Origin of the sequence: Methylocystis rosea, assembly GCF_003855495.1 — a bacterium.
Classification (GTDB): Bacteria; Pseudomonadota; Alphaproteobacteria; order Rhizobiales; family Beijerinckiaceae; genus Methylocystis; species Methylocystis rosea_A.
Genome location: NZ_CP034086.1, coordinates 2312437 through 2324448, shown reverse-complemented (window position 1 = coordinate 2324448; position 12012 = coordinate 2312437). Strand labels below are relative to the sequence as shown.

Genomic DNA, 12012 nt, shown 5'->3' with positions numbered 1-12012 from the left:
ATAACGCGCCAGCTCGCCTAAAGGTCTTCCCAGCCCACGGGTTCGAGCTTGGAGATCGCAGGCGCCGGACCGGCGCTTCGCGCCGCCGCCTCGATCAGGCCGCCAAGCAAAGCCGCGGCGGTTGGATCTTCTCCCGGAGGATCACGGAACAGTTTGAACGTCGCGATCACGATGCGGCCTGTGCCGTAGTTGCGTCCGACCGCAATCGCAGCCGGACGATGGATCCACCCGACAACCAGTGCGGCGTGAACCCGCGCCTGAAAATCAAGGAGATTACAGCCGGAGATGATATGCGTCGGGATCACACGATCAAACGCCTGGTCGAGCAGAGGCCCGCCGGGAATCGCGGCGAACGGACCCTGCCGTCGAAGCCAGGCGAAGGAGGACGCCCAGTCGCCTCGCCAGAGCGTGCCGTCGCGCGCCACCACCTTGACGTTCTGCCAATGCGGAAAGAATGGCGTGAGCGAGCCTGGCGTTTCGGTCAAGAGAACGGCTCGCCCGCCGGCGCGCACATAGGCCGCCAGCGCCGCGGAAGCTTGCGTCTCGACGACGACGTCCGCCGTCTCGGCCCCTTCGGCCAACCTATAGCCAAGCGCCTGCAACCGGTCCCGAATGTCGCCGTGCGACGACCATAGCGAAAGCTCCGGCGGTCGCGGCCTTGCATGCACGGCAACGTCGATTTCATTGCTCGCGAGAAGTCGTCCGTCGAGAGAACGCAAGCGCAGGGTGAGACGGCGCAGGCAGGAGTGCTCCACCACCGGAAGGGTCACCGAAATCACGCCGAGATCGACCACAGCGCCGGGCTCGATGGAGGGGATTTCCAACGTCATCGGCTCGGCGAGCGATATGTCGAGAGCCGACGGCTCCAGCGGATTTGGCCCGCCATGCGCCACGCAGAGCGAGAGGCGAACGGCGTCGCCCGACCAATAGGCGGGACGATCGAGTGTGGGCAGAATAACCGTATCGGCATTGATCGAGTGAAACAGATTGTGAAAAACGCGCGGATTCGAACGCATGTCCAGAAGGCCGTTCGCCTCCCAGTGACAATCGGTCAGCTCGGTGATGACGTAGCCCGCGATCTGCGGCCTCCGGCGCATGGCTTCGATCTGGTATTTCAGCGCCCGAAACTGTTGCCACTGGGTCGCTTCGACGAAGCTTTCGAACGTCCCGAATACGCGATCGAGACTCCAGTCTTGAAATCGGTTGCGAACGCCATGCGCATACATGACGCCTTCGCTCCAGTCGTGGCCGGTCTCGAACCACCAGGCTTCGGCGCCGGCCGCGTCTCTCAACTTCTCAGGGTCAGGCAGCCCCCAATTGCCAAATTCCGAGCATAGCAGCGGCTCCTGTCCCGTGATGACCGCGTCGCCCTCGGGGCTGAAGAGCCATTCGGCCCTTCCCGCGAGTTCCTCGACAAACTGATCCCAGTCCTCCCGACTATCGGGAATGGCGGCATAGAAATGGAAATCCGCGAGATCGGTCTGCACGTGAAAGCTTGGCGCCAAGGGCGAATTGTCGACGACAAGCCGCGACGGATCGTAGGACTTGAGCCACAGGTACAGCTTCTTCAGCCATGCGCGGTGATAGGGGTCATGGACAAGGTCGACGCCCCAGTTCTCGTTGATCAGCGTCCAGCAAAAGATCGAAGGATGGTTGCCGTCGCGATCGATCAGGCCCTTCAGCGTGAGCTCCTTGCGCTCTCGCGAGAGTTCGGTCGAATCCCCGGCGTTCGGCAATTCCGCCCAAATCAGCAGGCCAAGGCGATCGGCAACCTCATAGTAACGCGGATCCGGCACCTTAATGTGACAGCGCAGCGCGTTCAGCCCGAGTTGCTTCGCCTTGTTAAATCTATCCTCGAGAAATTCGACTGAGGGCAGAGTGCAGATCGTGTCGGGATAATAGTCCTGGTCGAGAGCGGCGCGCAGATAGAACGGCTTGCCGTTGAGATACAATTTCCCGTCTCGGGTTTCGACGCTGCGAAAGCCGAATGTCGTTTCGATTTGGTCGACGACGACGTCTTTGCGCCTCATCGAGACTTGCAGACGATAGAGATAGGGGGTGTCAGGCGACCAGCAGCGAGGCGCAGGCACAAAGGAATACAGCAGGGCGTTTTCAACGCCGGCCGCCAGTTTGGCGCATGACTGCGCGACGGCGTTTTCCTCTGCGTCGACGACCGTAATCGTCACGTCGGCGGCGTCCGTGAGCGGGCTCTCGAAGCGCACTTGCGCCGAAATCTCTCCGCTCGCCTGCGATGAACGCACGCGCACCGTGGTTACGTGGTCCGCGATCCGCTTTTCGAGATACACGGACTGCCATATTCCAGAGAGGGGGCCGTACCAGCTCTGCTTGCCGAAGGGCATTTCGGCGAAAGGCGTCGTGGGGAATTCGAACGGGTCGTCGGTGGGGCTTTCCACCTTCACCTTAATCTCGGCTTTTCCGTTGACGATCCGGTCTGTGATGTCGAAATGAAACGGCAGGAAGCCGCCCACATGGCTGCCCACGAATGCGCCGTTCACAAACACATGGGTAACGTGAAAAACGGCGCCGAAGTGCAGGAACACCCGCTCCTCCAGCCATTCTTCAGGTATCTCCACCTCTCGGCGATAGACCGCGACGCCGCCGCGCATGCGCAGATCGGCGAATTGGGCTTGCCAAGGGCTTGGGACAAGAATCGTCCTGCTCTCGGCCGGCTTGGCGCCATAGCCGAGATATTTGAAGTCCCACGACCCGTCTAGGGATATGCGCGCTGCGCTCACCTAACCTCACCTCGACCAAAAGCGCCGGCGCCGAGCATCGACGCGTTGGTCGGTATAACAATGAGCGATCCACAGTCGATTTTCTACATAGCGACCGTCAAAACGCCAGTATTTTTATTTGCGACTCAAGCTTAGCCGGATCGCGCAGCGCAACAGAGTTTCCTCATCGCGATCGCGACTCGACTATTCAGCGGCGACTGAGGCCGTCGCGAAGGCCGCGCTGTTGCGCGCTGGGATCTCCTTGTTGATCCGTCGGAACGTCGCGAGCGCCTGGCCGACCACCTGATCCATATTGTAGTAGCGATAGGTTGCTAACCGCCCGACAAACCAAACATTTTGCTGCGCGATCGCAAGCTTCTCATAGCGCTTGTAGACTTCCGCATTTTCCGGGCGCGGCACGGGATAATAGGGATCGCCTTCATCGCTCGGGAATTCATAGGTCAGGCTTGTTTTGGGATGTTCCTGACCCGTGAGATGCTTATATTCGGTCACCCGCGTATAGGCTTCAGTTTGTGGATAATTGACGACCGCCACAGGCTGATGCTGCTGCTTGTCGAGCGTGACATGTTCGAAGCGCAGGGATCGATAGGGCAGCTTGCCGAAGCGGAAATTGAAATATTCGTCGATTGGCCCGGTGAAGATCAGCCGTTTATAGAAGACTTCGTTGCGCACTTCCTCAAAGTCGGTCTGCAGCATGACGTTGATGTTGGGGTGGTCCACCATCCGTTCGAACATGCGCGTGTAGCCGTGAAGCGGCATGAATTGGTATTCATCGCCAAAATAGCGGTCGTCGCGATTGAGGCGCGTAGGCACCCGCGCCGTTACGGACTTGTCCAGCTGCGACGGCTCTACGCCCCACTGCTTTTTGGTGTAGCCGCGAAAGAATTTCTCGTAGAGTTCTCGCCCCACGGTGCTGACGACGACGTCCTCAGACGTTTTGATCTCTTCACAATGTTCGGCGCGGCTTGCGAACCACTGCGCAAGTTGCTCGGAATCTAGGGAGAGGCCGTAGAGGCGATTCACCGTGTCCAAGTTGATCGGAATAGGCACGAGCATGCCGTCCACATTCGCGAGCACGCGGTGCTCGTACGGACGCCAACGCGTGAACTGCGAAAGATGCTCGAAGACGGCTTCGGAGTTCGTGTGAAAGATATGCGGGCCGTACTGATGCATGAGCACGCCGGCCTCGTCGTAGCGATCATAGGCGTTGCCGCCAATGTGCGGTCGACGATCGATAAGAAGGACGCGCTCGTCACGCTGCGACGCAAGCCGCTCGGCCAGCACGCTTCCCGCGAAGCCTGCCCCGACGATAAGCCAGTCAAACAAGTTGCCCCTCCCGCGCTGATTTGGTCTCGGCGCCGACGCTCGCGATGTGCAGCATCATCCTCGCCCAGGTCTTGTCCCACGACATTTCCGCCAGATGCGCATCGACTGCGCTGAGCCAGTGCGCCTTCGGCCGCGCCAGCAACAGATCAATCTTGGCGACGAACTCTTCCGCGCTCGACGCGATTTCCACGTGCCCGGCCGCGCCGTAGGGGTTAACGACATCGGCGATGGCCGTTGAAACCACTGGCACGCCTGCAGCGAGAAACTCCGGGGTCTTCGTCGGGCTGATAAAACGCGTCGCTTCATTCAACGCGAATGGCATGATTCCGACGTCCCATCCGGATAGGTAGTTCGGAAGCTCCTGGTACTGCTTGCAGCCCAGCCAATGAATATTTTCGGCGCGCGGCAGAGATTCGGGGCTGATCTTCGCGGTAGGGCCGATCATCACCAATTGCCATTGCGGCCGCAGCGCCGAGATGCCGGCGACGATATCCATATTCATGCGTTCATCGATCACGCCAAAGAACCCGATGCGGGGATGCGGAATCTCCCTTTGATCAAGAGGGTCAACACTGCGCTCTCGCGCGCTTTTGAAGTGGGCGGTGTCGACGCTGCTCGGAAAAACGTGAATGTTGTCGTGTCGCTTACGTTTGGATTCGTACAGGCTCTGTCCGCCGACGAACATGAGTTCGCTCTTGGCCATCAACTCTCGTTCGAGGTCGAGAATGCCTTGCGGCGCTCCAGCAAACGCGGAAAGCTCATCCATATTGTCATAGACGCGCAGGTTGGGAGTCAGATGGCGCGTAAACTGAAGCGCCATGGGCGTATAGTACCAGCTAACCCATCGCGAAGGCCGCACATCAGCGAGCAATTCGTTTACGACTCGATGTTGCGCGTTTGTGATTTCGTCTGGTGAGAGGCCTTCTGGAAGAACAGGCGTCACGACAACGACGCCGCAGGCTTCGTCCCTCTGGATTTTTACGCCTACGTCATCTTGAGAAAAGATGGGCTCTTCAACGTAGAAGACGCTGAGATTTCTAGCTGCTCGACTCAAAAGATGCTGGGGTCGCTGATAAACGAAGTTCCAACGAAGATGGGAGAAACAAAAAAGATGACTTGGAACTGACATCATGCTCCACCTCAAGCCTTGCCGTTTTCTTTGCTTTTCGATCTCCCTGAACAAACTCGGGTTCAGCAACTTTGTTCCGGCATTATGAACAGTTGGACAGGTTTCCGCGGCGGCGATCGCTCCCGCGCCGGCCTATCTCCGGCGTGGCCACTGATGTGTCGGAACAGCGTCTTTAACGGCGCGTTTCAGGTAAACGGCGCGGGCGTGGGCCTAATGGCGGTCACTTATGTGGGAATGGGCGTTAGGCTGGATCGCACCAGCCGCAACAATGATCGCCGCGATGATGACCGCCGCCAACGCGGGCGCGCGCGTCACGGGGTGGGGTTTCGTCGTGTTTGCAATCGGCTCCGTCGCCTGGAGCTTGACCGCGACGTACTCCCATCAGCGCAATCTGTTGCTCACCAATCTTGTTCTTACGGTGGTCAACTTGATTGGGGTATGGCGGTGGTTGGGCAGGCAGGCAAGGCATGAGGACGGAAGCATCAAGGCCGTGCGCAAGAGCAGCCACGCGGACGCCGTGCCGACGCTCTTTTCTGCGTCGGCGGCCGTTGGCGCTAATGTCATCGACGCGAGCGGCGAGAGGCTCGGCGTCATCGTTGATTTGATGCTGAGACGCGATCAGCGCGGCCTCGCCTATGTGGTCGTCGCGCAATATGGAATGGGCGGCGTTGGCGAGACGCTCCGCGCCGTCGATCCGGCGAACATAGAGTTCACAGCCGATTTTGCGCACAGTAAAATATCTAGGAAGGAACTCGACGCGCTTCCGGCGCTTCAAGCCGACGACTGGCCCAGCGCCTTACCCTCTGAGCGCGCGCGAGACCCGAGCGCGCTGGACCGAAACTGAATATGGCCGACGCTCATGCGCCGGCCATCATTCATCCGCCAAGGTTAGTCGCGCGGATTGCTGCTGCCCGAATTCCACATCGCGCCCAGCATAAATCCCGCTGCCACCGCCATGAGCACAGTCGTCGTTGGCTGACTGCGCGCCGACTTCTCGATGGCCTGCCGGAAGTTGCCGATCACATCGCCGGCGCGTCCGGCGGCTTCGCTGCCCTTCTCCTGCACCGTGGACATCGCCGATCCGGCTTGCTCCATTGTCTGATTGATGCGTTGCCCGACTCTGTCGGCCGCCGCCATTGCTTTGTCGCCCATGATCGCAGCAGTCTCGCTGATCGGGCGATCCGATTGTCGGATGCGCTCCAGTTCTGGCGTCGCCATTCTTGCCTCCATCCTCGAAATAGTTCGAGCCTCGCCTTAACCCGCTGACATCGTCGTTGTTCCAATCGGGGAAAGGCCAGGACATCGCAGCTCCTGTGGAGCCCACGTGTTCGGCAGGCCTCGTAGTCGGGCCTTGGCCGTCGCTGATCGAGCGCCGTTCAGCGGAACGTCGACGGCGGCTTGATTTGAATGATCTATGCTTTATTTCCTGAAAGTGCTTGCGCTTAGCTGGCGCGTCAAACGCAGTTCGCGCCGTATGTTAGCGAGTTGGTGAGGAAGATCTCGGGATGACGAACACGGCGATGTGGCGAGCGGATGACGTCGGGGGGTGGGCGGTTGACGACACAGACCTCTTCACAAAGGCGCGTCGGAATTGCAAGACGAGCGAACTCTACGCCGAAGCGATCCGACGCGGGGAGGGAATCGCATCCGCGACAGGCGGCCTCGTCGTGGAAACCGGCGCCCACACGGGGCGATCGCCGAACGACAAATTCATCGTCTGCAACGCGCTGACCGAACCGACGATCTGGTGGGACAACAATCTTTCGATGACGCCAGAGCAATTTGGCCGACTGCATCAAGACATGCTGACGCACGCGCGTCGTATGAGGCTCTTCGCTCAGGATCTCCATGCCTGCGCCGCGCCAGCGCACCAGCTAAATATTCGTGTTTTGACCGAATATGCTTGGCATTCGCTCTTTGCGCGGCATCTTTTCACTCCGGTTGAGAGCACGAGTGGTTTCGAGCCGCAGTTGACAGTTCTGGATCTGCCCTCCTTCCGGGCCGACCCATTGCGGCACGGGTGTCGCTCCACCACAGTGATCGCCATCGATTTCTCGAGAGGCGTCGTGCTGATCGGCGGCACACAATATGCGGGAGAAATCAAGAAATCGATCTTCACCTATCTCAACTTTATTCTGCCCGCGAAAGGCGTGTTGCCGATGCATTGCGCCGTCAATGACGGCGAGGGTGGATCGGCGGTGTTCTTCGGACTTTCTGGGACAGGTAAGACGACGCTTTCCGCCGATCCGGCGCGCAGCCTGATTGGCGACGACGAGCATGGGTGGGACGAGAGCGGTCTCTTCAACTTTGAAGGCGGCTGCTACGCTAAGGCGATCCGGCTTGCGCAGCACTCGGAGCCGGACATCTACGCCGCGTCTCACCGTCGGGGCGCAATCCTTGAGAATGTGTCGTACGATCCCCGCGCGGGGCGGTTCGACTTCGACGACGATTCGAAAACCGAAAACACGCGGATCGCCTATCCGCTCGACTTCATCTCCAATGCTTCGACGACGCGTCGGGCGAGTCATCCCAGGAACGTCGTGATGCTGACGTGTGACGCCTTTGGCGTGCTGCCGCCGATCGCCCGTCTTACGCCCGCGCAGGCGATGTATCATTTTCTGTCCGGCTACACCGCAAAGGTCGCAGGGACCGAGCGCGGCGTCAAAGAGCCCCAGGCGACGTTCTCCGCCTGCTTTGGCGCGCCCTTCATGCCGCGCCGGCCGACGGAATACGCCGATTTGCTGCGCGAGTTCATCTGTTCCAGCGAAGCGAACTGCTGGCTGGTGAACACCGGTTGGTCGGGCGGCCCCTATGGGATCGGACGTCGAATGCCGATCGCGGCGACGCGCGCTTTGCTTCAGGGCGCTCTCGACGGGTCCCTCGCGCAAGCCGACTTCCGGACGGATCCCTCCTTTGGACTATCCGTGCCGACGTCTGCGCTCGGCGTCGACTCCAAGATGCTAGATCCGGTCCAGACGTGGTCGTCGCGCGAAGATTTTGACCAAATGGCGAAAAGGCTGATCGGAATGTTCGAGGCGAATTTTAGCCGGTTCGCCCCGGTCGTCGACCAGCAGGTGCTCGACGCCCAGCCGGGCGTCGTCCGGTAGGCAGCGCAGCGCCAAACAGGGCCGCGCAAGCGCGCGCCAACTTGAAACTTCGCTGATTCGAGAAATATAGGCTCTATCTTGGTGCGCCGTCGGAGGATGCGCATGCGCCATTGGACGCCTACTTTCGACTTCGATCTCGGCGACGTGGCCGACCGCGTGCGCAGCGCAACCGAGGCCTTCGCGACGGCGGAAATCGCCCCGCGGGCGCAGCAGATCGATGCGCAAAACGCTTTTCCGCCGGATCTTTGGCCCAAGCTCGGCGCGCTCGGCGCGCTCGGCCTGACCGTGCATGAGCAATATGGCGGGGCCGGCATGGGCTATCTGGAACATGTGCTGGCGATGGAGGAAATCAGCCGCGCCTCGGCGTCTGTCGGACTGTCCTATGGCGCGCACTCCAATCTCTGCGTCAACCAGATCCATCGTAACGGCTCGGACGAACAGAAGCGGCGATACCTGCCGAACCTCGTCTCGGGACAACACGTCGGGGCGCTCGCGATGTCGGAGCCTGGCGCCGGATCAGACGTCACGGACATGAAGCTTAGCGCGGTGAAGCGCGGCGATCGTTATGTCCTGAACGGAAGCAAGATGTGGGTGACGAACGGTCCCGACGCCGATGTCGTGATCGTCTACGCCAAAACCGATCCGGGCGCCGGTTCGCATGGCATAACGGCCTTCATTGTCGAGCGCGTCTTTCGCGGATTTTCATCAAGCGCGAAGCTCGACAAGCTCGGCATGCGCGGCTCCAATACATGCGAACTCGTATTCGAAGACTGCGAGGTTCCCGAAGAAAACGTGCTCGGCCTCCCCGAGCGCGGAGTCAATGTGCTGATGAGCGGCCTGGATTACGAGCGCGCTGTGCTCGCCGGCGGTCCGCTTGGAATCATGCAGGCCTGCATGGATGTCGTGCTTCCCTATGTGCATGAGCGCAAGCAATTTGGGCAGCCGATCGGCGAGTTCGAACTCATGCAGGGCAAGCTCGCAGATATGTACACGGCTGTCATGGCGACGCGCGCCTATGTCTATGCGGTCGCGAAGGCGAGCGATCGCGGCCGCGTGACGAGAAAGGATGCGGCGAGCGCGATACTTTTCGCCGCTGAACGCGCGACATGGATGGCGCTTGAATCCATTCAGTGCCTCGGCGGCAACGGTTATATGAACGAATATCCGACTGGCAGATTGTTGCGCGACGCCAAGCTTTACGAGATCGGCGCGGGAACAAGCGAAATTCGCCGCATGCTGATCGGGCGCGAACTCTTTCAGGAGACAGCCTGATTTTGGATTTAGGATATGCCACGCCTCGATAGCCTTGTTCATCCGAAAGACGCCGATTTCGCCAACAATCATCAAGGGATGACCGATCGCGTCGCCGAGTTGAGGCGGATTGCGGCGGATATTCGAGCGGGTGGCGGCGAGCAGGCGTGTAAGCGGCATCTCGCCCGCGGCAAAATGCTCGCGCGTCAGCGCATTGACGCGCTTATCGATCCCTTTTCGCCCTTTCTCGAAATTGCGCCATTTGCGGCCCACGGCATGTATGACGGGCGTGTCGCCGCGGCGGGAGTCGTCGCTGGCGTCGGGCGGGTGCGCGGCCGCGAATGCATGATCGTGGCCAATGACGCGACGGTTAAAGGCGGGGTCTACTTCCCCTTAACTGTAAAGAAGCATCTTCGCGCGCAAGAGATCGCCGCGCAGAACAATCTGCCCTGTCTCTATCTCGTCGACTCAGGCGGCGCCAATCTGACGAGCCAGGAGGATGTTTTTCCCGACCGCGATCATTTCGGCCGAATTTTTTATAATCAGGCCACGATGTCGTCGCACGGCATTGCGCAGATCGCCGTCGTCATGGGTTCGTGCACCGCCGGAGGCGCTTATGTTCCGGCGATGAGCGATGAAACGATTATCGTGCGCAACGAAGGCGCGATATTTCTTGCGGGTCCGCCGCTCGTCAAAGCGGCGACGGGCGAAGTCGTAACAGCCGAGGAGCTTGGCGGCGCCGACGTTCACTGCCGCCGTTCTGGCGTTGCCGATCATTGCGCCGAGAATGACGCCCATGCCCTGCAGATCGCGCGTCAGATCGTCGGCAATCTCGGGCCTTCCGGCGCCATCACCGTTCCGGTGAGAAAGCCTGCGGAGCCCTGCTACGATCCCGCCGAGATTTACGGTCTGTTGCCGCAGGACCCGCGAAAGCAGTTCGACATACGCGAGGTGATCGCGCGCCTTGTCGACGCGAGCGAATTCGAGGAGTTCCGTAAGCTGTATGGCCCCACGCTGGTGACAGGTTTCGCGCACATCCATGGCTATCCCGTCGGGATCGTGGCCAATAACGGCGTCTTGTTTCCCGAGAGCGCGCAAAAGGGCGCGCATTTCATCGAGCTTTGCGCGCGACGAAAAATACCGCTGCTGTTTTTGCACAATACGACCGGCTTCATGGTCGGGGCGAAGTATGAAAGCGCCGGCGTCGCCAAGGAAGGGGCGAAGATGGTGACGGCGGTGGCGACGGCCGCGGTGCCGAAACTCTCGATTATCGTCGGCGGCAGTTTTGGCGCCGGCAATTACGCCATGTGCGGGCGCGCCTACTCGCCGCGATTTTTATGGATGTGGCCGGGCGCGCGCATCGGCGTCATGGGCGGGGAACAGGCCGCGAGCGTGCTGACGCGCGTCAAGCGCGAGGCCATGGAGAAACGGCAGAAGGCTTTCTCGGAAGAAGAGGAAGAGGACTTCGCGCGCCCGATTCGTCAGCAATATGAGCGCCAAAGCCTGCCGCTCTATTCCAGCGCCCGGCTCTGGGACGACGGCGTCATCGACCCGCTCGATACGAGACGGATTGTCGCTTTGGCGCTATCCTTCGCGCTAAGGGCGCCGGTCGAAGAAACGCGCTTTGGCTTATTTCGCATGTGAGTCACGTTCTATGACGACTTTGCTGCAATCGATTGACGCGAACGGCGTCGCGACTTTGACGCTGAACCGTCCAGACAAGCGCAATGCGCTCGACTATGAGCTTATTGGCCTTCTAAAGGATGCGCTCGAAGAATTGGATGCGCGCGCCGACGTCCGCATCATTACGCTTGAGGGCGCGGGAGACTATTTTTGCGCCGGCGGCGACATCGGCTCGATGATTCGCGTCACGCAGCGTTCATCGACCGCCAATGAACAGGACGCTTTGGCGCTCGCCCGAATGCTGCGCGCTCTGGACACGGTGTCAAAGCCGACGATCGCCTTGGCCAAGGGCGTCGTTGTTGGCGGAGGCGTCGGTCTGCTCGCGTGTTGCGACATCGTTGTGGCCGCCGCCGACGCGTCATTCTCGCTCAATGAGGTGCGGCTGGGATTGCTCCCGGCCATAGTCGCGCCCTTTCTCATCCGGGCCATAGGCCTGCGGCAGCTGCGCAGATATGCTTTGACGGCGGAGCGCTTTTCCGCCGCCGAGGCGCAGATGTTGGGTCTTGTCCATCGTGTGGCGCCAAGGTTGGAGGTTAATTTGGCGCATGCGGCCATCGTTGCGGACTTGCTGCGCGGCGCGCCTGGCGCGCAGGCGGACGTAAAGACCTTCTTCGCGGAATGCGACGGCCACGGCGTCGATGCGGAACTCTTGCGCGAAGCTGCGCATCGTCTCGCCGCAAGAAGATCCAGCGCGGAGGCGCAGGAAGGTCTCTCCGCCTTTCTTGAAAAACGAGCGCCACACTGGATCGCGGCCGATTGA

8 protein-coding genes and 1 pseudogene are annotated in these 12012 nt (G+C 60.4%); 5 read left to right on the top strand and 4 right to left on the bottom strand.

What is annotated here, in order from left to right:
- Positions 1 to 17: 17 nt before the first annotated feature.
- From EHO51_RS11235 to EHO51_RS11225, 3 genes are all read right to left on the bottom strand, one after another.
- On the bottom strand, positions 18 to 2756 hold the full coding sequence (locus EHO51_RS11235; RefSeq protein WP_124738978.1) for a glycoside hydrolase family 2 protein: 2739 nt from the start codon (positions 2754 to 2756) through the stop codon (positions 18 to 20).
- A 183-nt stretch (positions 2757 to 2939) separates the two neighbouring features.
- A complete protein-coding gene (gene glf, locus EHO51_RS11230; RefSeq protein WP_124738977.1) occupies positions 2940 to 4082 on the bottom strand; it encodes a UDP-galactopyranose mutase in 1143 nt (380 codons plus the stop codon).
- Positions 4075 to 5280, bottom strand: a complete 1206-nt coding sequence (locus EHO51_RS11225) for a glycosyltransferase (protein WP_245434558.1) — start codon at positions 5278 to 5280, stop codon at positions 4075 to 4077. The genes glf and EHO51_RS11225 overlap by 8 nt, the downstream gene beginning before the upstream one ends.
- Before the next feature lie 211 nt (positions 5281 to 5491).
- Between EHO51_RS11225 and EHO51_RS11220 the strand changes: the two genes are divergently transcribed.
- A complete protein-coding gene (locus EHO51_RS11220) occupies positions 5492 to 6055 on the top strand; it encodes a PRC-barrel domain-containing protein (RefSeq protein ID WP_245434557.1) in 564 nt (187 codons plus the stop codon).
- Between the two features lie 44 nt (positions 6056 to 6099).
- On the opposite strand, the gene EHO51_RS11215 is transcribed toward EHO51_RS11220, so the two are convergent.
- Positions 6100 to 6429: a hypothetical protein gene (locus EHO51_RS11215; protein WP_124738975.1), complete on the bottom strand. Its 330-nt coding sequence runs from the start codon at positions 6427 to 6429 to the stop codon at positions 6100 to 6102.
- 371 nt (positions 6430 to 6800) lie between these two features.
- Here EHO51_RS11215 and EHO51_RS11210 point away from each other — a divergent pair.
- From EHO51_RS11210 to EHO51_RS11195, 4 genes and pseudogenes are all read left to right on the top strand, one after another.
- Positions 6801 to 8318 (top strand): annotated as a pseudogene (locus EHO51_RS11210) (phosphoenolpyruvate carboxykinase); the annotation flags it as partial.
- A 102-nt stretch (positions 8319 to 8420) separates the two neighbouring features.
- Positions 8421 to 9590: an isovaleryl-CoA dehydrogenase gene (locus tag EHO51_RS11205; protein ID WP_124738973.1), complete on the top strand. Its 1170-nt coding sequence runs from the start codon at positions 8421 to 8423 to the stop codon at positions 9588 to 9590.
- A 15-nt stretch (positions 9591 to 9605) separates the two neighbouring features.
- Entirely contained in the window at positions 9606 to 11213 is a 1608-nt protein-coding gene (locus EHO51_RS11200; protein WP_124738972.1) for a carboxyl transferase domain-containing protein, read from the top strand.
- Between the two features lie 10 nt (positions 11214 to 11223).
- Complete coding sequence (locus EHO51_RS11195; RefSeq protein ID WP_124738971.1) at positions 11224 to 12012, top strand: enoyl-CoA hydratase-related protein; 789 nt, start codon at positions 11224 to 11226, stop codon at positions 12010 to 12012.